This window comes from Mycobacterium sp. 852002-51163_SCH5372311 (assembly GCF_001667115.1).
In the GTDB taxonomy this organism is placed as follows: domain Bacteria; phylum Actinomycetota; class Actinomycetes; order Mycobacteriales; family Mycobacteriaceae; genus Mycobacterium.
The window spans coordinates 1-23051 of sequence record NZ_LZIJ01000180.1 but is presented as its reverse complement, the minus strand read 5'-3'; the positions used below and the strand labels follow the sequence as shown (position 1 = coordinate 23051).

Annotated in this window: 19 protein-coding genes; 16 read left to right on the top strand and 3 right to left on the bottom strand. The window is 65.1% G+C overall.

The window, feature by feature from the left end; all coding sequences use genetic code 11:
• The first annotated feature begins 104 nt into the window (after positions 1-104).
• The 4 genes from A5791_RS20785 to A5791_RS20770 all read left to right on the top strand — a co-directional run bounded on the left by A5791_RS20785 (position 105) and on the right by A5791_RS20770 (position 4369).
• Entirely contained in the window at positions 105-1709 is a 1605-nt protein-coding gene (locus tag A5791_RS20785) for an acyl-CoA synthetase (protein ID WP_067240852.1), read from the top strand.
• Entirely contained in the window at positions 1706-2683 is a 978-nt protein-coding gene (locus A5791_RS20780; RefSeq protein WP_231995971.1) for an alpha/beta hydrolase, read from the top strand. The genes A5791_RS20785 and A5791_RS20780 overlap by 4 nt, the downstream gene beginning before the upstream one ends.
• Positions 2680-3477 (top strand): SDR family oxidoreductase, encoded by a 798-nt coding sequence (locus A5791_RS20775; RefSeq protein WP_067240849.1) that lies wholly within the window; start codon positions 2680-2682, stop codon positions 3475-3477. Before A5791_RS20780 ends, A5791_RS20775 begins: the two co-directional genes overlap by 4 nt.
• Positions 3478-3598: 121 nt before the next feature.
• Positions 3599-4369, top strand: coding sequence for a glucose 1-dehydrogenase (locus A5791_RS20770; RefSeq protein ID WP_067240847.1), 771 nt, complete (start codon positions 3599-3601; stop codon positions 4367-4369).
• A 238-nt stretch (positions 4370-4607) separates the two neighbouring features.
• Here A5791_RS20770 and A5791_RS20765 read toward each other — a convergent pair whose 3' ends face one another.
• A complete protein-coding gene (locus A5791_RS20765) occupies positions 4608-5789 on the bottom strand; it encodes a serine hydrolase domain-containing protein (protein ID WP_067240845.1) in 1182 nt (393 codons plus the stop codon).
• A 193-nt stretch (positions 5790-5982) separates the two neighbouring features.
• Here A5791_RS20765 and A5791_RS20760 point away from each other — a divergent pair, with 193 nt between their 5' ends.
• A complete protein-coding gene (locus A5791_RS20760) occupies positions 5983-9255 on the top strand; it encodes a LuxR C-terminal-related transcriptional regulator (protein ID WP_369828114.1) in 3273 nt (1090 codons plus the stop codon).
• Positions 9256-9558: 303 nt separating this feature from the next.
• Positions 9559-10437: a PPE family protein gene (locus tag A5791_RS20755; RefSeq protein ID WP_082967049.1), complete on the top strand. Its 879-nt coding sequence runs from the start codon at positions 9559-9561 to the stop codon at positions 10435-10437.
• An 8-nt stretch (positions 10438-10445) separates the two neighbouring features.
• On the opposite strand, the gene A5791_RS20750 is transcribed toward A5791_RS20755, so the two are convergent.
• On the bottom strand, positions 10446-11207 hold the full coding sequence (locus A5791_RS20750; RefSeq protein ID WP_067240931.1) for an SDR family oxidoreductase: 762 nt from the start codon (positions 11205-11207) through the stop codon (positions 10446-10448).
• A gap of 151 nt (positions 11208-11358) precedes the next feature.
• Between A5791_RS20750 and A5791_RS20745 the strand changes: the two genes are divergently transcribed.
• Together A5791_RS20745 and A5791_RS20740 are read left to right on the top strand one after the other, a co-directional pair.
• A complete protein-coding gene (locus A5791_RS20745) occupies positions 11359-12165 on the top strand; it encodes an SDR family NAD(P)-dependent oxidoreductase (protein ID WP_067240841.1) in 807 nt (268 codons plus the stop codon).
• Positions 12166-12295: 130 nt separating this feature from the next.
• Positions 12296-13123: an SDR family oxidoreductase gene (locus A5791_RS20740; RefSeq protein WP_067240839.1), complete on the top strand. Its 828-nt coding sequence runs from the start codon at positions 12296-12298 to the stop codon at positions 13121-13123.
• 68 nt (positions 13124-13191) lie between these two features.
• Here the strand turns inward: A5791_RS20740 and A5791_RS20735 are convergent, their stop codons facing one another.
• Entirely contained in the window at positions 13192-13584 is a 393-nt protein-coding gene (locus A5791_RS20735) for a nuclear transport factor 2 family protein (RefSeq protein WP_067240836.1), read from the bottom strand.
• Positions 13585-13845: 261 nt separating this feature from the next.
• On the opposite strand from A5791_RS20735, the gene A5791_RS20730 reads away from it, so the two are divergent.
• From A5791_RS20730 to A5791_RS20695, 8 genes are all read left to right on the top strand, one after another.
• Positions 13846-14502: a TetR family transcriptional regulator gene (locus A5791_RS20730; protein ID WP_067240833.1), complete on the top strand. Its 657-nt coding sequence runs from the start codon at positions 13846-13848 to the stop codon at positions 14500-14502.
• Between the two features lie 10 nt (positions 14503-14512).
• The gene (locus tag A5791_RS20725) at positions 14513-14707 is read left to right on the top strand and encodes a ferredoxin (protein ID WP_067240830.1); all 195 of its coding nucleotides are present in this window, start codon (positions 14513-14515) and stop codon (positions 14705-14707) included.
• Between the two features lie 5 nt (positions 14708-14712).
• A complete protein-coding gene (locus tag A5791_RS20720) occupies positions 14713-15966 on the top strand; it encodes a cytochrome P450 (RefSeq protein ID WP_067240929.1) in 1254 nt (417 codons plus the stop codon).
• Positions 15967-16127: 161 nt separating this feature from the next.
• Positions 16128-17189: an amidohydrolase family protein gene (locus A5791_RS20715; RefSeq protein ID WP_197504748.1), complete on the top strand. Its 1062-nt coding sequence runs from the start codon at positions 16128-16130 to the stop codon at positions 17187-17189.
• 65 nt (positions 17190-17254) lie between these two features.
• Positions 17255-18433: a Xaa-Pro peptidase family protein gene (locus tag A5791_RS20710; protein WP_197504747.1), complete on the top strand. Its 1179-nt coding sequence runs from the start codon at positions 17255-17257 to the stop codon at positions 18431-18433.
• Positions 18423-19541 carry a Xaa-Pro peptidase family protein gene (locus tag A5791_RS20705; RefSeq protein WP_067240823.1) on the top strand — a complete coding sequence of 373 codons (1119 nt, stop codon included), beginning with the start codon at positions 18423-18425 and terminating at the stop codon, positions 19539-19541. The genes A5791_RS20710 and A5791_RS20705 overlap by 11 nt, the downstream gene beginning before the upstream one ends.
• The gene (locus A5791_RS20700; RefSeq protein ID WP_067240820.1) at positions 19542-21965 is read left to right on the top strand and encodes a CoA transferase; all 2424 of its coding nucleotides are present in this window, start codon (positions 19542-19544) and stop codon (positions 21963-21965) included.
• Positions 21966-22049: 84 nt separating this feature from the next.
• Positions 22050-22856 (top strand): SDR family NAD(P)-dependent oxidoreductase, encoded by an 807-nt coding sequence (locus A5791_RS20695; RefSeq protein ID WP_067240818.1) that lies wholly within the window; start codon positions 22050-22052, stop codon positions 22854-22856.
• The last annotated feature ends 195 nt before the right edge of the window (positions 22857-23051 follow it).

Sequence of the window (23051 nt, the reverse complement as noted above, 5' to 3'; positions counted from 1 at the left end):
CCGATGACCGGGAAGGTACACCCAACTGAGCCCTTCGCGCCCCTACCGTAGCGACCGTGAAGAGATGGACCGATCAGTTGGCACCGGGTCGCGCCCGCCAGAAGATGGACAACATGGCCGTGACAATGCAGAGTCTTCGGGTGCTCCGCGAGTCCGGCCTGACCGGGGGCCCGCGCGAGGGACTGCGATCCTTCCTGTGCGCCAAGAAGTATGGGCCGTTCGCCGGAGTCATCGAAAGCGCTGCGCATCGGGATCCCGACAAGGTGGCGATTACCGACGATGCCGGCGACGTGACGTTCGCCCAACTGAATCGGCGAGTGAACGCCCTGGCGCGGGCATGGTCACGGGCGGGAATTGGTTCGGGTACCACGATCGCGGCGTTGTGCCGCGACCACCGCAACCTCATCGTGGTCATCGCCGCTGCAAACAAGGCGGGGGCACGACTGGTGCTGATGAACACCGGATTCGCGAAGCCGCAACTGGCTGATGTTGTTGGCCGCGAGGGTATCTCGGTGCTGGTACACGACTACGAGTTCAGCGGTCTGCTCGACGCGGTCGACCCATCCATTCACAGATTGTTGTCCGATCCGTGGCCCATCCCCGATATCACCGCCGACACCCTGGAACGGCTGGTCTGCTCGACTTCTGATGCACCCGTGGAGGCACCCGCAAAACCTGGCGGGCTGACCCTGCTCACCAGCGGGACTTCCGGTACCCCCAAGGGTGCGCCGCGCGAGAAATCCTCCCCGCTGTTCTCCGCTCAGCTCCTGGACCGGGTACCGCGGCGACGCGGCGAAACCTGCTATGTGGCCGCCCCGGTCTTCCACGGTACGGGGCTGGGCCAGGCGGTGTTGTCGTTGGCGCTGGGCAACCGGTTGGTGCTGCGCCGCAAGTTCGTCCCCGAGGAGGCGCTGCGCGCCGTCCAGGACTATCGGTGCGACGTGCTGGTCGTGGTTCCCACAATGCTGCAGCGCATCCTGGCGTTACCGGATGATGTCCTGGACAAGTACGACACCTCCTCGCTGCGAATCCTTTTCGCGTCCGGTTCGGCGATGGCACCCGACCTCGTCACCCGCGCGATGGACCGATTCGGGCCGGTGCTCTACAACCTCTACGGTTCGACCGAACTCGCGGTGATGACCGTCGCCATGCCGGAGGACCTCGCACACGATCCGGCGACTGCGGGCAGGCCTCCGGTCGGGTGCCGCGTCGCGCTCTTCGACGACTCTGGTAACCCGGTCACCACGCCGGGGACCGTCGGCCGCATCTTCGCCGGCAACATGCTGACATTCGGTGCATACACCGACGGCCGGACAAAGGAAGTCATCGACGGTCTGCTCAGCAGCGGAGACGTGGGCCATTTCGATACCACCGGTCGGCTCTACGTGGACGGCCGCGACGATGACATGATCATCAGCGGAGGCGAGAACGTTTATCCGCTGGAGGTGGAAAACTTGATCGGTGCCTATCCCGACGTCGACGAGGTCGCCGTCGTCGGAGTCTCCGACCCGGACTTCGGGCAACGGCTCAAAGCCTACGTGGTGCTCTCCGAGGGTGCTTCGGTCGGCGCCGACGACATCAAGGATTACGTGCGCGCCAACCTCGCTCGGTACAAGGTGCCCCGCGAGGTGGAGTTCCGGGAAGAACTGCCGCGCAACGCCACCGGTAAGTTGCTGCGCAGCCGGCTCGAGCAAGGGGCGGACAAGTGACTCAGGTTGACGCGGCCGCTGACACCGCGAAACGTGAGACCGCCCAACGTATGGCGGCGGCTTTCGCGTCGATGCGCGACGGCACGGCCGACGCGAAGCAGGTGCGAGAGAGTCTGCGGGCCAGCCGCAAGCCGCGCCGGCACATTCCGGTCGCACGAGTGCAGAATCGCACCGTCCCCGGGCTGGACGGCGGTGGCGAGATCCCTGTCCGCATCTACCATCCGCTCGAAGCCGAGGCATCGGATTCCGGGGTTCCACTCATCGTGTACCTGCACGGCGGTGGGTTCGTGCTGTGCGACCTCGACTCGCACGATGCCTGCTGTCGACGGCTTGCGAATGGTGCTGGCGCCATTGTCGTCTCGGTCGACTACCGCCTTGCCCCGGAGAATCGTTATCCCGCCGCACTCGACGATGCGTGGGCAGCCACTCAGTGGGTGGCTGCGCACGGAGCTGAACTCGGCGGGGACGCAAGTCGTCTCGTGCTGGCCGGAGACAGCGCGGGCGGGAACCTGGCCACCGTCGTGTGCATGATCGCGCGCGATCGTGGCGGGCCGCCGATCGCATTTCAGGTGCTGATCTACCCGGTCGTGGACCAGCGCCGCAAACCCTCCGCGTCACACGCCAGATCGGCGCCCGGGGTGCTGACGATCGAGCACATGCGCTGGTTCACCGAGCAGTACCTGGGCCCCGACGGCGATCGGCTCGATGTGCTGGTGTCACCGATACTGGCCGATCTCGCCGGTTTGCCGCCGGCGCACATCGTTACCGGCGAAATCGATCCGCTCTGCGACGAGGACGAGGAGTTCGCGCGATTGCTGCAAGTCGCGGGGGTGACTGCGACCGTCCGCCGCTACCCCGGTATGTTCCACGGCTTCTTCAACCTGCCCGACGACATCCCCGCCGCCGAGCAGGCCAATGCAGACGTGTGCCTGGTGGTGCGCGAGGCCTTGAAGAACAAGAAGGAAAAGCCATGAGATTGACCAAGACTCGGGTATTGATCACCGGGGCCAGCCGTGGGCTGGGCCGCAGCATCGCGGAGGTGGTGGCCCAACGCGGTGCGGAGGTCGCGCTCGTCGCCCGTAACCAAGAAGCTCTCGAGCTGCTCGCCAAGGAGCTTGGCGGCAAGGCATACCCGACCGACCTCACCGCTCCGGTAGCCGTTGGCCAATTGGTCGAACGAGTGGAGGCCGACGGTCCCGTCGACGTCCTGATCAACAATGCGGGTCTGGACTGCGTTCGGCTGCTTCCGGACACCTCCGCGCAGGAGATGCGAGATCTACTGCAGGTCAACTTGATGGCGCCGATGGAACTATGCCGCCAGCTCATGCCGCTGATGCTGCAGCGCGGCCGCGGACATATCGTCAATGTATCGTCGATGGGAGCGGTCAGCGTCAGCCCCGGGGTCACCGTCTACGCCACATCGAAGGCCGGCCTCAGCCATTTCACGGCCGGCATCCGTCAGGAACTACGGGGCAAGCCGGTAAAGACGACTCTTGTGCAGATCGGTGCGGTCAAGACCGACATGATCGACGGCATCCGCGGATTCGGGCCGGCCAGGCGAGCGATCGAGCGCTCCCAGCGGCTGCACATGCTGCCGCGCGAAGACCTGGAACCCGAAGTCGTCGCCAATGCGATTGCCGATGCGATCGAGCGGGGGCGGCGATATGTCACGCTCCCGCGTCGCATCGCGGCATCGGCGATCCTGACCGAGCTTCCTCGGAAGATGAGTGCGGCAATGCTTTTCGGCATCGACATGTCCGCCGACTAATGGCGAGCTGGGGGCACCTCCCGCTTGCGGGGGAACGCAAAAGCGCCCAATTTCGGTGCGAAAAGGGTGCTTTTGCGTCTGCTCGCGCAAGGTACTGAACGCGAAACGGAGAAGTCGTCACATGAATTCCACTCAATTGTCCGGCAAGGTAGTCCTCGTCACGGGCGGTGCGCGCGGACTCGGCGCCGCATTCGGCAGCCAGATCGTCGGACGGGGCGGCAAGGTGGTGATCGCCGACCTTCTCGACGACGACGGCAAGCGACTTGCCGACGAACTCGGCGAGTCCGCCCGCTATGTGCATTTGGACGTCAGCGATCCTGCGCAATGGGCACAGGCGGTGGACTACACGACCGCCGAACTGGGCCGCCTCGACGGACTGGTCAACAACGCCGGGATTTCGGCCGGACAGTTCATCGAGCACGAACCTGTGGAGCATTTCCGGAAAGTCCTCGAGGTCAACTTGGTGGGCGTTTTCAACGGCATCCAAGCCGTGATTGCGCCGATGCGGGCGTCGGGTGGCGGATCGATCGTCAACATCTCCTCTGCCGCAGGGCTTTTCGGTCTTGCGCTTACGGCGGGCTACGGTGCGTCCAAGTGGGGTGTTCGCGGCCTGACCAAGATCGCTGCGATCGAGTTGGCTGGCGACCGCATCCGGGTGAATTCGGTGCATCCGGGCATGACGTACACCCCGATGACCGAGCAGGTGGGAATCCAAGTGGGGGAGGGCAACTACCCGAACACCCCGATGGGCCGTGTCGGTCTGCCTGAGGAGATCGCCGGCGCGGTGAGCTACCTGCTGTCGGATGATGCCGCGTACACGACTGGCGCGGAGATCGCGGTTGACGGCGGCTGGACAGCCGGCCCTACCGTGAGTTACGTGATGGGGCAGTAGCTTTCCGGCGCGCAAACGTTGGCAGGCTGTGAATCGTCGGCTTTGGCTGTGAATCCTGGGCTTCGGGTGTGCATCCACGGTGGAAAATGAGCCTGAATCCCGCCCTGTGTTCACCCCCAAAACCGTGTGTTCACAACCGAAGCCGTCACTCCACAACGGAAGCCGTCACTTCACAACCGAAGCCGTCACTTCACACCCGACGCCCATGAGCGCGCAGGCCGCCCGACCGGCGGGGAGCTCAGCCAACGGCCTGATAGATCAACCGGGTGTACTTCTGAGTGCGGTCTGACCCGGCGGCGGTGACCTGACCCATCTTGTTCATCACATACGAGAACGTCATCCGGCGGTCGAGATCCATGACAACCATCGATCCACCCCAGCCGCCCCAGAAGCAGATGCGCCCGGCCGGAATATCCGGCACCGCTTCCCGTTTCGGTAATGCGTAGCCGATGCCCCACCGGGCCGGCATGCACAGCACCAGGTCAATACCGTCGGCCTGTTCTCCGAAGATCAGGTCAATAGTGTCCTGGCTCAGTAGACGAACCCCATTCGCACTGCCGCCCAACGAAATTGCCGACAACGCGCGCACCAGCGAGCGGGCGTTGCCGTGCCCGTTGGCCGATCCGATGTCGGCGCGCCGCCAGGCGGTCGTCTGCGCCATCAACGCAGCTTCAGGAGTCGGCGCCATGATGGCGAAGGTCTTTCGCATCGGATGATCCTCGGGCACGGCGTCCAACGGTATGTCCAAGGCCGGCGGCGGGATCAGCTCGGCGATGCGGCTATCGTCCTCGGGTCGCGCGCCGATCTGAAAGTCGGCGCCCAAAGGAACCGCGATCTCCTGACGCACAAATTCTTTGAGAGGCATGCCGGTGATGCGGCGGACGATCTCACCCACCAGGTGACCACTCGTTAGCGCGTGGTACCCGGATGCGGTGCCGGGTTGCCACCAGGGCGGCTGCGACGCGAGCTGCGCAGTGGACTTCTCCCAGTCATAGATGTCGTCGATGGTGAACGGCATCTCCCAGCCCGATATGCCAGAGGTGTGGCTCAGCACATGACGCACCTGGACGTCCTGTTTGCCGTTCGCGGCGAACTCCGGCCAGTATTTGGCGACCGGCGCGTAGGGATCCAGCAGGCCGCGGTCGATGAGCAACAGCGCCGCCAGCGACGTGATGTTCTTGGTGCTGGAGAACACGTTGACGATGGTGTCCTGATTCCATTGCCTGGTCTTGGCGCGGTCGACGTATCCGCCCCACATGTCGACGACCAACTCGCCGTCGACGTCGACCGCGATGGCCGCGCCGAGTTCACCACCCGTGGTGAGCTCGTCGGCAAGTGCCGCGGCCAGGTCGGTAAAGCGCCGGTCGTAGTGTCCGGCAATCACGGCGTCGACCGCTGCCTCGCAGAATTGTTGGGTCATGATGGGGTCTCCTCGCTGGTCGGTCCCTCGACTATGCGGCCGGACAAGCCGAAGATCATTGGCCGGATCGCGTAATTGCGGTGCACTCGCGGCTGCGCCGTTTTGTACGCATTTCCGCTGATGTTGTGCAGCCCTGACCTGTCGCATGCTGGCTAACATGGGTGAATCTGATCACCGCGCGGACACGCCGCCGATGAACTGGAGCGAGCTGGGCGTGAGCGAACTGCCGACCGGAACGGTGACGTTGCTGCTGGCAGACGTCGAAGGCTCCACCGGTCTGTGGCAAAGCAGTCCCGCCGAGATGACCGAAGCCGTCGCACGCCTGGACGCGACGCTGTCGCGGCTGGTGGATGCCCACGGCGGGGTGCGCCCGGTCGAGCAAGGTGAGGGCGACAGCTTCGTGATCGCGTTCGACCGGGCCAGCGACGCCGCCGCGTGCGCGTTGGCGTTGCAGCGTGCGCCGCTGGCTCCGCTTCGCCTGCGCATCGGCCTCCATACCGGGGAGATTCAGCTCCGTGACGCGGCGAATTACGTCGGCCCCACCATCAACCGGGCCGCTCGGGTGCGCGATCTGGCCCACGGTGGCCAAACCGTGCTGACGGCCGCAACCGAGCAGGTCGTCATCGATCATCTGCCGCACGGAGCGTGGCTGTCCGATTTGGGGAGCCACCAACTGCGCGATCTGGCCCGCCCGGAACGCATCCTGCAGTTGTGCCATCCAGACTCGCGCGTCGATTTCCCCGCGCTGCGGTCCGCCAACAGCGCTGCCACACAAGCGGTTCCGGTGCCACTGACGAGCTTTGTGGGGCGCGTCGCCGAAGTCGCTGAGCTCAGGCGGCTGCTCGGGGACCACCGGTTGGTGACGCTGACCGGGGCGGGCGGAGTTGGCAAGACGCGCCTGGCGATCCAGCTCGCAGCAAATCTTGCCGACGAGATCGACGGCCTCGTCAACTACGTCGATCTCGCCCCCATCACCGATCCCGATCTCGTCGAGGGGGCCGTCGCCCAAGCCCTGGGGCTGCCAGATCAGCCGGGCCGCTCAGTCGTCGATACCGTCACCGCGCGCATCGGCGACCATCAGGCGCTGATCGTGCTGGACAACTGTGAGCACCTGTTGGAAGCCGCCGCTGCACTGGCTGTCACATTACTGAGCAGGTGTCCCGCCGTGCGGCTGCTGGCCACCAGCCGCGAACCGCTGCACACCGAGGCCGAGGTGAATTGGCAGGTACCTTCGTTGGCGCTGGCCGACGAGGCGGTCGAGTTGTTCAGCGACCGTGCCCGCCATGTCCGGCCCGACTTCACCCTCACCGACACCAATGTTGCGGTCGTGACAGAGATCTGCCGTCGCCTTGACGGCATGCCTCTGGCCATCGAGCTGGCGGCGGCCCGCATGCGGGCACTGTCGGCCGCCGACATCCGCGACAGCCTGCACGATCGTTTCCAGTTGCTCACCGGCGGCGCGCACACCGCCGTGCGACGCCAGCAGACACTGCGGGCTTCGGTGGATTGGTCGCATTCGATGCTCACCGGCGCCGAGACCGTACTGTTTCGCCGATTGGCCGTGTTCGCCGGGGGTTTCGACCTTGACGCCGCCGTGACGGTGTGCGGCGGTGCAGGTGTGCAGCGATATCAGGTGCTCGACCAGCTGAGCCTGCTCGTGGACAAGTCACTGGTCCAGGCCGACGACATTGCCGACCGCACGCGATACCGCATGCTGGAGACGATTCGAGAGTACGGGCTGGAAAAGTTGGGCGAGTCCGATGAGTCGCAGACCGTGCGTGCCCGGCACCGCGACTACTACGCGGCGCTGGCAGCCGAGCTGAATACCCCTACCCGCAAAGACTTTCGCCGTTGCGTCGCCCGCGTGGAAGCCGATATCGACAACATACGGGCCGCATTCGCCTTTTGCTGCGACAACGACGACGCTGCGGCTGCACTTCAGCTGGCGTCGTCGCTGCAACCGCTTTGGCAAGGACACGGACGGTTGCGAGAGGGACTGAGCTGGTTCGAGTCGGTCCTCGGTGACGACGGATTCAACCCGGGCGCCATGGACCCGGCGATTTATGCAGGCGCGATAGCCGACAAAGCGGTCTTGGATTCCTTTACCGCGGCAATCGACAACCTGCCGATGGCCCAGCGCGCTGTCGAAATCGCGCGCAAACTCGGCGACCCCGCACTGCTGGCCCGAACACTCACCGCCTGCGGGTGCATCGCCGGACTCGATTTCGACGCTGCCGCACTGTATTTCGCTGAGGCATTGGAACTGTGCCGAACAACCGGCGACGATTGGCGGCTCAGCCAAATTCTGGGCCGCCAGGCTTATCTCGCCGCCATGGCGGGCGATCCGGTCGCCGCCAGCGCCCTCGGCGATGACGGGGCCGACCTTGCCGACGCCCTTGGCGACTGGCTCAACCTGCACTTGTGTCGGTGGGCCATGGGCATGGCCCAGATGATGCGCGCAGATCTGGACGGCGCGGTGGACACCTTCCGGGCGGTTTTCGCCGACTGCGAATCCGACAGCGACGTCCTCGGCATGATGTTGTGCCTGATCAGCCAGGGCTGTGCCCTCTCCTACCGAGGTGATGTCGCCGCAGCCCAGAATGTCGGCCGCGTGGCCATGGCAGCGGGAGCCGAACTCGATGTCGTGTTGGAACTTGCTTCCGCGACTGTCATGGCTCTGGCTGCCGCGGTCGACGATGATGTCACCACCGCAGGCGAGCTCAGTACGAAAATCTGGGAGCATCCTGGCGTCCATCGGGGTTCGGTGGCAGCCAGCGCCGTCGCCCTGTGCGCCCACGCCTACGGTGACTTGACCACAGCCAAAGAGGTGGCCGACGAGGCCGTCGCCACGCTGGCCGGGTGGCACAAGATGTGGGCGCTCTGCATTCGCTCTTACATCGCGGCGGACCGGGGTGAGAATGACCAGGCGCGGCGCGACGCCCACCAAGCTCTGTCGATCGCCACAGATACTCAAGGTTATTTGGGTCTTTCCGCGATTCTGGAATGTCTGGCGAGGCTGGCGGTAGACGCCGGTACCCATGCCGACGCGGCCAGGCTTCTCGGAGCCGCAGACGCCATTCGCCACCGCACCAAGGAGATTCGCTTCCCTGTCCACCGAGACGCCTACGAGAAGGCGATCGCAGCCTGTCGCGAAGAGCTCGGGGACGACTTCCCGATCAAATGGGCCGATGGCGAAGCGCTGTCGACCGAGGACGCCATTACCTATGCGTTGCGCGGACGCGGCGAACGCAAGCGGCCGGCCAGCGGATGGGCGTCATTGACCCCGGCCGAACTCGATGTTGCACGCCTGGTCAGCGAAGGCTTGGCGAATAAGGACATCGCCGAACGGCTGTTCGTTTCGCCGCGCACGGTCCAGGCACACCTCACTCACATGTACACCAAATTGGGCTTCACCTCCCGAGTGCAACTCGCGCAGGAAGCGGTACGCCACAACGGCCTTCCTTAGTCAGCTCGCACGAAATATATGAATTATATGAGTGCGGTTACAGCCCGGTTACCGTCCGCGTTTTTGCTTGCCATCACTTCGCCGGCGCTGTTTTCTTGCTTGATGCGTAACGTCGCCTTACCGCCGGGCCACGTGATCACGATTGACTAAACCTCCGCTAACGATCTTGACCGACCCGCTCGGCGATACGCCTATACCGACTGGGGTGCGGTTATGAAGGGCGCCAACGCGATTAACCTCGGGCACCAGAACCAGCCGGCGAACCGACTCAGAAGCCGGGCGGACGCGCGGAGGTAAGACGAAATGGATTTCGGAGCGCTACCACCCGAGATCAATTCGGCCCGAATGTATTCGGGTTCTGGGTCGGAGTCGCTGCTGACGGCCGCGGCCGCCTGGGACAAACTGGCCGACGACTTGTACAGCACCGCAAGCGGTTTCAGTTCGACCATCGTGGCATTGACCGACGAGGAGTGGCGGGGCGATGCAGCCGATGCGATGGTCGCGGCCGTGACACCCTACATTCGCTGGTTGACGAATACCGCTGAGCGGGCCGAGGCTGCCGCGAGCCAGGCCAGGGCCGCTGCGAGCGCCTTCGAGAACGCCTTCGCCGTAACGGTTCCGCCCCCACTGATCGACGCCAACCGCGCTCGGCTGACGTCGTTGGTCGCCGGAAACGTCGTCAACCTGGACATACCGGCGATCACCTCGCTCGAGGCCGAGTACGGCGAAATGTGGGCCCAGGACGCCGCCGCGATGTACCGCTACGCCGGAGCGTCATCGGCCGCTGCGAACCTGACTCCGCCGGCTTCGCCCACCCTGGGTGACGACCTGGCCGGGCTGGTCGGCGCCGACGCCGGCATACCGCAGTTGCTGGCTCAGGCGATGGCCGCGGTGCCGCGGGCGCTGCGATGTCTCGGCCAGCCGGCGCAGGCGGCATCCGCTACCGCGGCGATGACCACCATGGCGCGGCTAAGGCCGTTTCCGCCCTCGGTGAATGCCTTTGCCGCGGCAATCAGTTCACCCGTGAGCATGACCTCGTCGGGCATCTCGACTCTGGCGTCGACGAAGAATCCCGAGACGACGGTGCGGGCGGCCTTCGGTCGCGGTGCGCTGGTCGGCAGGTTGGCAGTGCCGCGCGAATGGGGCGAGATCGCGGTTGGCGGCTTGAGGTCTATCGCCTGACGGCGCGCTCACGTGCGGGCGGCCATCCAGTCACCGAAGCGGGTCGGGTAGATGGCCACGTCTTCGCCGTCTTCGCCTTCCAAGGGGACGATGGTGCGGTCGTCGAGCACCGCACCGTAGTAGCGGGCCGCCGGGTCGGTCACCACCCGACGCGCATCGCCCTTGGCGGCAAACCGATTTCGGATGAAGTCGTCCATGCCGAGCTTTTCCGGGCCGGCGATATTAAGGATCCCGTTGACCGGTTCGCCGGTCGCTGCACGGGTTACCGCCGTGGCGACGTCTGCGGCGGCGATGGGCTGGAACGCCCCGTTCGGTGCACGTACCGTGTCACCGTCGGTCATCGAATCGGCGATTCCGTCAACGAATTCGAAGAACTGAGTCGCGCGCACGATCGAGTATGGGGCTCCGGACTCGACGATCAGTTTCTCCTGGGCGACCTTTGCTCGCATGTAGCCGCTTTGGCTCGCCCGGTCGGCCCCCACGATCGACAGCGCGACGTGGTGCCGCGCGCCGGCCGCGCGCTCCGCCTCGAGCAGGTTGCGGGTAGAGGTGGTGAAGAAGTGCAGCACGTCTTCGTCAGCCCAGGACGGCGAGTTCGACACGTCGATCACCGTGTGCGCACCGTTGAGCGCTTCGGCAACACCTTCGCCCGTGAGTGTGTCGACACCCGACCTAGGGGAGGCGGAGACGGCCTCGTGGCCCAACTCGGCAAGCTGGGCGATGACCTGCGAACCGATTAGCCCACTGCCGCCGATGACTACGAACTTCATGATCACGCCCTTTCAGGGTCCGCCGATGAACTGATTCAGCATCGCACTACGCACCGGACTGCCGAACCGTTGCCTAGATGCGGTCGTCGTCGTCGCTCACGCTTAAATCAACTGCTTGACTTAACCGTGGTTTCGCCGATTAACTCGTCGTGTGGTCAACGAACTTGCCGGCAAAGTCGCGATCGTCACCGGCGGCGCTTCGGGTATCGGGCGTGGCACGGTGGAGCGCTTCGTTGCCGAGGGCGCACGAGTGGTGATCGCCGATGTCGAAGCCGAGCGCGGTCAGGCTCTCGCCGAGGCGCTGGGCAACAACGCTTTCTTCGTCCGGACCGATGTCTCCGACCCCGAACAGGTGGGCGCGCTGGTGGCCGCTGCCGTCGAGAAGTTCGACGGGCTGCACGTCATGGTGAACAATGCCGGAATCTCGGGGCCCCTGCGCCGACTCCTCGATGACGATCTGGCCGACTTCCACCGTGTCATGGCCGTCAACGTTCTAGGAGTGATGACCGGCACCCGAGATGCGGCCCGGCACATGGCCACCCACGGTGGTGGATCGATCATCAACATGACCTCGATCGGCGGAATCCAGGCCGGCGGCGGCGTGATGACCTACCGCGCGTCGAAAGCAGCGGTCATCCAGTTCACCAAGTGCGCGGCAATTGAGCTGGCGCACTATGAGATTCGGGTCAACGCCATCGCGCCGGGCAACATCCCCACACCGATCTTGGCATCCTCGGCCGAGGCCATGGATCCTGCCGAACTCGAGCAGTATGAGGCGCGCATTCGCCAGACCATGCGTGACGACCGTCCGCTGAAGCGCGAGGGCACGCCCGACGACATCGCGGAGGCCGCACTATATTTTGCCGGCGAGCGTTCGCGTTATGTCACCGGCACCGTGCTGCCCGTGGACGGCGGGACGGTGGCGGGCAAGGTAATCCGTTCCAGGAGCAAGGGATAGCGCCGGTTGGCCAGGTCACGCCGAACGTGTACTCACGGCGACATTTTCGCGATTTTTTCGCAGTGTGTGCACGCTCGGCGAAGCTCAGCCGGCCTTGCGGTGGGGAGCTGATGGTGGTGTGGTGGGAGCCATGGACGGGTTCGACGGGAAGGTCGCCGCGGTTAGCGGTGCTGGTTCGGGGATCGGCCGGGCTCTTGCTTTAGAGCTGGCCCGGTCAGGCGCATGGTTGGCAATCAGTGATTTCGACGCTGACGGGCTCGCACGGACCGAGGAGCTCGTCCGCGATGTCGGGGCGGACGTGCGGGCAGATCGGCTCGACGTCACCGAGCGCGAGGCGTTCCTCGCCTACGCCGACTCGGTCAAGGCGCACTTCGGGAAGGTCAACCAGATCTACAACATCGCTGGCATCGCGTTCCTAGGCGACGTCGAAGTCAGCGGGTTCAAGGACATCGAGCGGGTGATGGACGTCGACTACTGGGGTGTGGTCAACGGAACCAAGGCGTTCTTGCCGCATCTCATCGCGTCTGGCGATGGCCATGTCATCAACATGTCGAGCATGTTCGGTTTGTTCGGGGTACCGGGTCAAGCCGCTTACAACTCGGCCAAGTTCGCGGTCCGCGGATTCACCGAGGCGCTGCGCCAAGAGATGATCGCGGCGCGTCACCGAGTTGCGGTGACGGTGGTACACCCCGGGTATGTCAAGACGCCGATCGCGCGCAACGCCGAATGTGTTGAGGGCCTTGACAAAGAGGTCACGGTCAAGGTGTTCGACAAGGTCGCCATCACCAGTGCCGAGCGGGCGGCGCGGATCATCTTGAAGGGAGTTCGTCAGAAGAAGGCCCGCGTGCTGGTCGGCCCCGATGCCAGAGCTTTCAGCCTGCTTGTGCGCGTCTTGCCGGCGGGCTATCAGCGCATCCTTGGGCCGATGACGGTCCGCTTCCAATCCCCGTCGCGTTAGCACCGCGAGCAGACACAAGCGCCCCCGAATTCGGTTGGAATTGGGGGCTTTTGCGTCTGCTCGGCCCGCTAGCCCGCTGCGACCTGCTTCTTGCCGTACACCCGCTCCATCAACGCGGTGTCCTCGTATAGCTGTGCCCGTATCGACTTGCCGTCGCGGAGGGTGAACACTTCAGCGCCATGGCCGGCTTCGCCGCCCACGGTGACGTCACTGAGCACGACGACCGTGTCACCCTCGGCGATGAAGCGAGTCGGCTTGACGGTCATCGGCTTCTCGCCCAGCCGCCTGAAGTAGTCACCGAGTTCGCCCTTGCCGTGATAGGTACCGCTGACGGTGCTGTCGCCCGGTTGGACCCACTCGATGTTGTCGTCGAACAGGCTCATCATCGTTTCCAGGTCACCCGTGGAGAACGCGTCGTAACCCTTCTTGATGACTTCGATGTTCTGTTCTTGCTCAGACATTTCCCGACTCCCTTTGTGCGCATCCAATATTTGGCCGCGACGGCCGTGGCCGGTCTAGGGAGTCACCGCGGTCGGCTCTCGGATCAGTCAGACCATTCGCCGCCGCGGACATTATCCGCTTCAATGCCGGGCGATGGAGGCGATATGGAAGCAATTCACGTCAAGTTCAAAGAAGTCTGTCGGGCTGGTCGGACGGCCCGCGAGGGTTCACTTTAAATCAATCGCTTGACTTAACTACTGCCGCGAGTTTGACTAGACGGCATGACCGCAGCGGCCAGGACCGTGCGCACCGAGCGTGCCAGCTCAACGCAGGAAGCGATCCTTGCCGCCGCCGAGCGGCTGTACGCCGAACACGGCATGTTCGCGGTGTCCAACCGGCAGGTCAGCGAGGCCGCCGGGCAGGGCAACAACGCCGCGGTCGGATATCACTTCGGGACCAAGGCCGACCTGGTCCGTGCCATCGAGCAGAAGCACCGCGGGCCGGTCGAACAGCTGCGCGAGCAGATGGTGGCCGAGCTCGGGGATTCGGCCGACATGCGGGACTGGGTCGCCTGCCTGGTGCGCCCGCTCACCGACTACCTGGAGACGTTGGGGAATCCCAGCTGGTACGCACGCTTCGCCGCACAAGCGATGACCGATCCCGCCTACTACAACATCATCGTCAAGGGCGCCCTCAGCTCGCCGTCGCTGGTACAGGTGGTCGACGGCATCAACCGTTGCCTGCCCAACCTGCCCGCCGAGGTGCGTTTCGAACGCAACGTCATGGCCCGCAACCTGCTGATGCACTCCTGCGCGGACCGCGAACGCGCGCTCGCCGCGGGCGCGTCCATGCACCAATCGTCTTGGCGGGCAGCGGCATCCGGTCTTATCGACGCGATCGTGGGCCTCTGGATGGCCCCCGTGACATCGCACGAGTGAAGGCGCTGCAATGAAAGTGACTGTCGACCAAGATATTTGCGCATCCTCGGGTAACTGTGTACTGAATGCGCCGGAGGTGTTCGACCAGCGGGACGACGACGGCGTTGTCGTGCTGCTCAACACGAACCCGTCGGCTGACCAGGCCGAGGGTGCCCGCCGGGCGGCCGCCGCCTGTCCTGCGCTGGCGATCCACATCGAGGAATGAGAAAGATGTCCGAAACACTGGCCGGCAGTGGTCCTTCCGGAACAGACGCTGCGCCCGAAATTCCCGAATATCCGATGGCCCGAGCAGCCGGCTGCCCCTTTGCGCCGCCTCCCGACGTCATGGCGCTCGCCGACGAGAGGCCGCTGTCGCGGGTCCGGATCTGGGACGGCAGCACACCATGGCTCATCACCGGCTACGAGCAATGCCGCGAACTGTTCTCCGACTCCCGGGTCAGCGTCGACGACCGGGTGCCCGGCTTTCCGCATTGGAATGCAGGCATGTTGGCGACCGTGCACAAACGCCCCCGGTCCGTGTTCACCTCGGACGGCGAAGAGCACACCCGATTCCGGCGGATGTTGTCCAAGCCGTTCACCTTCAAGCGGGTGGAGGGCCTGCGGCCGACCATCCAGCAGATCACTGACGACCACATCGACGCCATGCTGGCCGGCCCCAAGCCGGCCGACGTTGTCACCGCTTTGGCGCTGCCCGTCCCCTCCCTGGTGATCAGCCAGTTGCTGGGGGTGCCCTTCGAGGACGCCGAGATGTTCCAGCACCACGCCTCCGTCGGGTTGGCGCGCTACGCGACCGGCGAGGACACCGCCAAAGGCGCAATCAGCTTGCACAAGTATCTTTCCCGGCTCGTCGAGGCCAAGATGGAAAATCCGGCCGAGGACGCTGTTTCCGACCTGGCCGAGCGGGTCAAGGCCGGCGAGCTCAGCGTGAAAGAAGCCGCCCAATTGGGCACCGGACTACTGATCGCCGGACACGAGACCACCGCGAACATGATCGGGCTGGGCGTGCTCGCACTGCTCGAGCATCCCGACCAGTTGGCCGTCATGCGCGACGCCGAAGATCCCAAGGTCATCGCGAGCGCCGTCGAGGAGCTGCTGCGCTACCTCAGCATCATCCAGAACGGCCAGCGCCGCGTCGCGGTCGAAGACATCCATATCGCCGGGGAGACCATTCGCGCCGGCGAGGGCATCATCATTGACCTGGCCCCGGCCAACTGGGATCCGAATGCCTTCTCCGAGCCGGACCGGCTGTATCTGCACCGCTCGGGCGCCGACCGCAACGTCGCGTTCGGCTACGGCCGCCACCAGTGCGTCGGCCAGCAGCTCGCCCGCGCGGAGCTGCAGATCGTGTTCCACACACTGTTCCGTCGCATCCCCACGCTGTCGCTGGCCGTTCCGGTCGCCGACATCCCGTTCAAACACGACCGGCTCGCCTACGGCGTCTACGAACTGCCCGTCAACTGGTGAGGCCCTGGTAACCCTACGCTCAAGAAGACAGCCCGATTGGAAGGTCAACAATGTCGACGCAGACCAGCACCGTTTCCCTTTATCCGCCGGAAGGCTTTGGCGCACCGAAGAATCGGCGTGGCCATGCCAGCGGACGCGACGTGGGGCTGCCGGAGGGGACCGTGGTGTTCTCCGCGGACAATCACATCTCGCTGGCCGCCGACATCTTCTATGAGCGCTTCCCGGACGACCTCAAGGACAAGGCGCCGCGGATTTGGTACGAGGACGGCGCCTACCAAGTCGGTCGCAAGGGACAGTCGTTCCTGCCCGGCGATTTCAGTGCGGTGCTGATGCAATACGACGACCTTCCGGGAGCCGCGAGCACCAACATCGAGGCCCGGATCCAGGAGCTGCACGACGACGGCGTCGACAAAGAGCTGGCCTTCCCCAACGCGGTCCTGGCACTTTTCCACTACCCGGACAAGAATCTTCGCGAACTCGCCTTCCGCATCTACAACGAGTACATCGCGGCACTGCAAGAACGCTCGAACGGTCACTTTTACGGCGCGGGGTTGATCAACTGGTGGGATCCGCAAGGCACCCGGCGGACGCTGGCCGAGCTGAAATCGTTGGGGCTCAAGACCTTCCTGATGCCGTTGAACCCCGGCAAGGACGACGACGGCAACCCGATCGACTACGCGAGCACGACGATGAGCGCGGTATGGGACGAGATCGAAGCGTCCGGCATTCCAGTGGCGCACCACATCGGGGAGACCCCGCCGAAAAGCCCGTGCGAATTCAACAGCGTGGTGGTCGGGATGATGATCAACATCGACGGGTTCCGGGAGACGTTCTCCAAGTACATTTTTGGCGGCATCCTCGATCAGCATCCAGGTCTGCGGATCGGATGGTTCGAGGGCGGCATCTCCTGGGTGCCATGGGCACTGCAGGACGCCGAGCACCTGGTGGCGTCCTATCGGCACATGTTCAACCGGCCGATGCTGCACGACGTGCGCTACTACTGGGACAACCACATGAGCGCGTCGTTCATGGTCGACCCGTTGGGGCTCGAGCTGATCGACAAGATCGGTGTGGACAGGGTGATGTGGTCGTCGGACTACCCGCACAACGAAAGCACCTACGGCTATTCCGAGAAGTCGCTGGCGGCCGTCGTCGACGCCGTCGGGCCCGAGAACGCGACGCGGATCGTCAGCGGCAACATCACCAAATTCCTGGGCCTGTGACGACATTCGCACAGGTGGGCGGCACCACCGGCCTGGTGATTCCCGAGGTACCCGACCTGGCCCGGATGCGGCGGGAAACCGGGGCACGGCTGCGCTCGGCGATGGCCGAGCGTGGCGTTGACGCGATGATCCTGCTGGGCAACAACGCCGTGGTCTACGCCACCGGGACCAGTTGGCCGCTGGGCGATGCCGGGCTCTCGCATGTCGAGCGACCGGTGGCGGTGGTGGTCGGCGACGACGAGTGGCCGCATCTTTTCCTGCCGTTCCGCGAGGGCGCCGCCCAGGAGTCGGGGCTGCCCGCTGATCACCTGCACGGGCCGGTTTATCTCGAATTCGACGAAGGGGTCGAGGATTTCGCGCGTTTGTTGGCCGGCCTGATTCGGCCGGGAGCGGTCATAGCGGTCGACGAGTGCACCGGCGCCATGTCGCGGGCCGCAAAACGGTTGTTTCCCAGCGGTACTCCCGTCGATGCGGCCGCCGTTGTCAGCGCCGCCAAGGTGATCAAAACTCAGGACGAATTGGCCTGCATGCGCACCGCGATCCGGATCACCGACCAGGCGATGGTCGACGTGCACAAGGCGCTTGCCCCCGGCATCCGCCAGATCGAGTTGTCGGCGAAATTCCTGCGGCGGGCCTTCGAGCTGGGCGCCACGGCCAGCATGCTGGAACCGATTTGGCAGGTGATGCCGCGGAGCAAGGCCGAAGGCGTCTGGACGACGCACGGTGATCTGGCTTTGCCGCTGTTGACCACCGAGCGGGAACTTGCCGAAGGCGACGTGTTGTGGACCGATGTGAGCATCACCTACGGCGGTTACTGCTCGGACTTCGGGCGCACGTGGATCGTGGGCCGTGACCCGACGCCGCGCCAGCAGGCGCAGTTCGAGCGGTGGTCGGAGATCATGACCGCCGTCCTCGGCGTCGCCCGTGCCGGAGCCACCGCGGCCGATCTGGGCAGGGCCGCGACCGCGGCCAACGATGGTGTGCGGCCCTGGCTGCCGCACTTCTATCTGGGTCACGGTATCGGGGTGAACGCAGCCGAAATGCCAATGATCGGGACCGATCTCGGCGACGAGTTCGACGAGAACTTTGTGCTGCAGCCGAACATGGTGCTGGTGCTCGAACCGGTGGTGTGGGAGGACGGCACCGGCGGGTACCGCAGCGAAGAGGTACTGGTGATCACCGAGGAAGGTTGGACACGGTTGACCGATTACCCGTACGACCCGTACGGCGCCCATGTCCGTTGAAGTTTGCCCAGACGACCGGGCGCTGCGTTCGGGCCGCAGGGAGCGGGCGCTGGCCCAAATGGCGGCACACGATCTCGACGTCCTGGTACTCGGGCGGCAGGCCAACGTCCGTTACGTCGCCGGCGCACCGCAACTGTGGGTCGCCGGTACCCGGCCGTTCGGGCCGACGTGTGTACTGGTGCGCGAGACCGGTGCTGTTCATCTGCTGAGCACCTGGGACGAAGGCGTTCCCGACGACATCCCGCACGAAAACCTCTACGGCATCTCGTGGAATCCGGTCAACACCATCGGGGCATTGCAGCGCATCGACGGCGCCGCCACCGCTCGTAGGGTCGGAACAGACGCGCTGTCACCGGTTTTCGCGCGACTGCTGCCGTCGGCGTTTCCGAATGCCGAATTGGTCGACGGGGAATTGGCCATGCGCGCCGCGCGGCGCATCAAGACCGACGAGGAAGTAGAAGCGCTGCGGGATGCCATCGCGGTGGCTGAGGCGGGCTTGGCCGCGGCGGTGGCCGAGCTGCGGCCGGGGGTCGGCGAGCAGACGTTGGCGGCCGTGCTGCTGGAAGCTCTCGCGGCCGGCGGGGTGAGCACCCCGTCGAATCAGGATGTCGCATGGGTGACTTCGGGCGATCACCCTTGGCGGCGGGCCACCTCGGACGGCCGTGTCCGGGCCGGTGACCTGGTGGCGTTTTCGGCCGGCGTGTTGGCCGGAGGCTATATCGGCGAGGTCGGGCGGACCTGGCCCGCGGGCAGCGTCGATCGCGTTTCACCGTTGTACAAGCGCTGGGATGCCTTGTGGTCCAGGCTGATAGCGGCTTGCCGGCCGGACGCCGGCGCAAGCGAGCTGCTCGACGCCTACCAGGCCGCAGGGGAGGCGCCGCCGCCCATGCCGGTGGCCCGCGGGCTCGGTATGGGTTTCGACTCGCCGGTCATATCCACGCTCCTTCCGGCGACCGCGGCCGGCGAGCGCCTGGAACCGGGAATGGTGCTTGCCGTGACGGGCTACGTCTGGGAGCAGGGAGTGGGCGCGGTATTCGGCCGGGAAGCGGTACTGATCACCGCGGACGGTTCCGAAGTGCTGACCTCGAGCCCGTTCTGGCAGGCGTGAGTGGGGGAGCCGCAACCCGAAACGCAAGCACCGCCGCTGGCCGGTTATACCGTCGTCGACCTGTCCACCGGCATCGCCGGCGCGTACTGCACCAAGCTGCTCGCCGACGCCGGCGCCCACGTCGTCAAAGTCGAGCCCCCAGAGGGTGATTCGCTGCGGCGGTGGTCGGCCTCCGGCGCAGCGATCCAACCGGGTAGCGATGCGGCGCTGTTCAGCTATCTGGCGGGTGCCAAGCACAGTGTGGTCGCCGATCCAGATGCACCGGCCGACATTGACCTGGTCACCCGGTTGCTGGCAGCGGCCGACGCGGCGGTGTGGTCGGCCGGTTCGAGAGTTGCTGAGCATGAAGGGTTTACACCCGCTGCGATCCACGCCGCCCATCCCGCGCTGACGGTCACTTCGATCACGCCCTTCGGTCTCGAGGGTCCGTGGCGGGACCGCGCGGCAACCGAGTTCACCCTGCAAGCATGGTCGGGCGGAATCGTCGGACTGGGCCGCGGATTGGCGAACCGGGCACCGGTCTTCGTCGGCGGGCAGGTGGGTGAATACCTGGCCGGCGCCTACGCGAGTGTTGCCACGCTCGCATCGCGGTGTCGCCGAATAAACGGCGGCGCAGGCGAGCTCGTCGACCTGTCCATGCTGGAGACCCAAATCCTATGCCTCACCTATTACCCCGTCACCTACTTCGAGATGCTCGGCCGGCCTTGGCGGGACGCCCGGCGACTCACGGTACCGGGCGTCGCGCAGGCGAAAGACGGTCTGGTCGACCTTGGCTGCGGTACGGCGCAACAGTGGTTCGATCTGTGCGCCATGGTCGGCCATCCGGAGTGGATCGACGAAAAGTCGCCCTTGACGATCACCGAGCAGGCCAACATCCATGCCCACGAAATCTATGCCTGGGTCGAATCCAATCTGGTCGACGAAATCCGGGAGCTGGCAACGGCATTCCGCATCCCCAATGCGCCGGTGGCCAATGGCGCCAACATCGCCTCACTTGACCACTTCGTCGAGCGCGGTTCGTTCCTGCGCAATCCGCGCGACGGGTTTCAGCAGCCGGGTCACCCCTATCGCATGTGGCCGGCGCTACTTCGCCACCCGGCTCCGGCGCCGCGGCTCGGCCAGCACACCGCCCGCTACCGGTCCGCCGCTTTGACCCCCCGCCAGGCACCCACTGAACCGTCGAACCGACTGCCGTTCAGCGGCCTGCGGGTGCTGGATATGACGACGTTCTGGGCGGGTCCCTGCTGCACCCACTTTCTGGCGATGCTGGGCGCCGAGGTGGTCCACGTCGAATCCACCCGGCGACCGGATGGCACCCGCCTGATCGCCGGCGTCCCGGTCAGCGAAGACCAGTGGTGGGAGAAGTCGCCGATCTTCGCCGCGCTGAACACCAACAAGAAGGGCCTGACGCTGGACCTGCGGGACTCCCGCGGGCAAGACCTGTTGCGCCGGCTCGTCGCGACATGCGACGTGGTGGTGGAAAACTTCACCCCGCGCGTACTGGACCAGATCGGACTGAGTTTCGCTGCTGTGCAATCGGTTCGGCCCGATGCGGTCATGCTGCGGATGCCCGGATTCGGGCTCGACGGGCCATGGCGGGACAAACCGGCGTTCGCTTACGCCATCGAGTCCGCGGCCGGCCTGAGCTGGTTGACCGGCTACCCAGACCGTCCACCCTACGAGCCGTATTCCATCGGTGACCCCAACGCCGGCATACATGCGCTCAACGCTCTCCTACTGGCGCTGGAACACCGCCGTCGCACCGGCCAGGGCGTACTCGTCGAAGCCGCGATGGTCGACGCCGCGCTGAGCATCTCCGCCGAACAGGTCATCGAGTATTCCGCCTACGGCGCTCTACTGGAACGAGCGGGCAACCGGGGCCCGACGGCGGCGCCGCAGAACCTCTACCTGACTGCCGATATCGACGAGTTCGGCCGCCTCGACAGCTGGGTCGCTATCGCGGTGGCAACCGACGACCAGTGGGAGCGGTTGTACGTCGCCCTCGGATCGCCCTCCTGGGCAACCGATCCCGTCTTGGCCGAGGCCGTCGGGCGTCGTGAGCATCAGGATCTGATCGACGAGCGATTGACCGCATGGTGCGAGCATCGCAGCGCCGACGACATCGTCGCAACGCTGTGGGACGCGGGTGTGCCGGTGGGTAAGGTGATGCAGCCCCATCGTCAGTCGGAGCTTGAACAGCTCGTGTCGCGTGGGTTCTTCGAAGAGGTCGAGCACCCCATCAACGGCCGGGCTAAGCTCAGCACCGTGCCGATGAAGTTTTCCGGCGTACCCGGCCCGTTCCACACCCAACCGGCGCCACTGCTCGGCCAGCACAATTACGAGGTACTCGGGGGGCTGGGCTTGACCGGGGCAGAGATCGCCGACCTGGAGGCCGCTGGTGTGATTGGACAGTCGCCGGTATGACTCGGCCGAGCAGACGCAGAATCGCACTCCACATGCTGTGCGCGTGCGATTCTGCGTCTGTTCGCGGTAAATATGTAGGGCGACATGGCAATTGATCTGTCGAAAATTCTGCTCAACGATCGCGTGGCGGTGGTGACCGGCGGTGGATCGGGCATCGGCCGCGGAATCGCAGCGGGCCTCGCGGCGTTCGGTGCAAAGGTGGCGGTCTGGGAGCGCGACCCCGACAGCTGTGCTCAGTCCGCTGAATCCATTGGTGCACTGGGAATCACGACTGATGTAAGAGACAGTGCTCAGGTTGACATGGCACTGGAGCGGACGGTGGCCGAATTCGGCACACCGACGATCCTGGTCAACAATGCCGGCGGTGTGTTCTCCTCCCCGCTATTGGAAACGAGCGAGAACGGTTGGGATGCACTGTATAAGGCCAACCTGCGGCACGTGTTGCTGTGCACGCAGCGAGTAGCGCGGCAACTGGTGACCGCGGGCCTACCCGGCAGCATCATCTCGCTGACCTCGATCGAAGGCGTGCGTGCCGCACCGGGTTACGCGGCCTACGCGGCTGCCAAGGCCGGTGTCATCAACTACACCAAGACCGCGGCACTCGAACTCGCGCCGCACGGAATACGCGTCAACGCGATAGCGCCCGACATCACGCTGACCGAAGGTCTTGCCGCGCTCAGCGGAGGTGAGCCGACGACGGCAATGGGTGCGGTGGTGCCGATGGGTCGCCCGGGTCATGTCGACGAAATCGCCGGTGTCGCCGTATTTCTGGCCTCGGATATGTCGAGCTATCTCACCGGGCAGACCATCCACGTGGACGGCGGTACCCACGCGGCGAGTGGCTGGTGCCGCGACCCGCAGACCGGCGAATACCGGCTTGGCCCTGGTTAGGTAGCGCGGGCCGGAGGCGCTGGCCGCGACCTTCGTCGTATCGCGCTTTGGCGGTGAATACTTGGCTTCGGGTGTGAATCCTGGGCTTTGGTTGTGAAGCCTGGGCGGGAATCGACGCGGCGAATTCAAGGGATGACCGCAACACCTGAGTGAAGGGGTGTTGTGTCATGGGTCGGGTTCAGGTTTCTGAGTCGG

What these genes read in the sequence shown, in the direction of transcription:
- A5791_RS20785 (WP_067240852.1), top strand. Translation starts at nt 105, where the DNA reads ATGGACAACATGGCCGTGACAATGCAGAGTCTTCGGGTGCTCCGCGAG.
- A5791_RS20775 (WP_067240849.1), top strand. Translation starts at nt 2,680, where the DNA reads ATGAGATTGACCAAGACTCGGGTATTGATCACCGGGGCCAGCCGTGGG.
- A5791_RS20770 (WP_067240847.1), top strand. Translation starts at nt 3,599, where the DNA reads ATGAATTCCACTCAATTGTCCGGCAAGGTAGTCCTCGTCACGGGCGGT.
- A5791_RS20765 (WP_067240845.1), bottom strand. Translation starts at nt 5,789, where the DNA reads ATGACCCAACAATTCTGCGAGGCAGCGGTCGACGCCGTGATTGCCGGA.
- A5791_RS20760 (WP_369828114.1), top strand. Translation starts at nt 5,983, where the DNA reads ATGAACTGGAGCGAGCTGGGCGTGAGCGAACTGCCGACCGGAACGGTG.
- A5791_RS20755 (WP_082967049.1), top strand. Translation starts at nt 9,559, where the DNA reads ATGGATTTCGGAGCGCTACCACCCGAGATCAATTCGGCCCGAATGTAT.
- A5791_RS20750 (WP_067240931.1), bottom strand. Translation starts at nt 11,207, where the DNA reads ATGAAGTTCGTAGTCATCGGCGGCAGTGGGCTAATCGGTTCGCAGGTC.
- A5791_RS20740 (WP_067240839.1), top strand. Translation starts at nt 12,296, where the DNA reads ATGGACGGGTTCGACGGGAAGGTCGCCGCGGTTAGCGGTGCTGGTTCG.
- A5791_RS20735 (WP_067240836.1), bottom strand. Translation starts at nt 13,584, where the DNA reads ATGTCTGAGCAAGAACAGAACATCGAAGTCATCAAGAAGGGTTACGAC.
- A5791_RS20730 (WP_067240833.1), top strand. Translation starts at nt 13,846, where the DNA reads ATGACCGCAGCGGCCAGGACCGTGCGCACCGAGCGTGCCAGCTCAACG.
- A5791_RS20725 (WP_067240830.1), top strand. Translation starts at nt 14,513, where the DNA reads ATGAAAGTGACTGTCGACCAAGATATTTGCGCATCCTCGGGTAACTGT.
- A5791_RS20720 (WP_067240929.1), top strand. Translation starts at nt 14,713, where the DNA reads ATGTCCGAAACACTGGCCGGCAGTGGTCCTTCCGGAACAGACGCTGCG.
- A5791_RS20710 (WP_197504747.1), top strand. Translation starts at nt 17,255, where the DNA reads ATGCGGCGGGAAACCGGGGCACGGCTGCGCTCGGCGATGGCCGAGCGT.
- A5791_RS20705 (WP_067240823.1), top strand. Translation starts at nt 18,423, where the DNA reads ATGTCCGTTGAAGTTTGCCCAGACGACCGGGCGCTGCGTTCGGGCCGC.
- A5791_RS20695 (WP_067240818.1), top strand. Translation starts at nt 22,050, where the DNA reads ATGGCAATTGATCTGTCGAAAATTCTGCTCAACGATCGCGTGGCGGTG.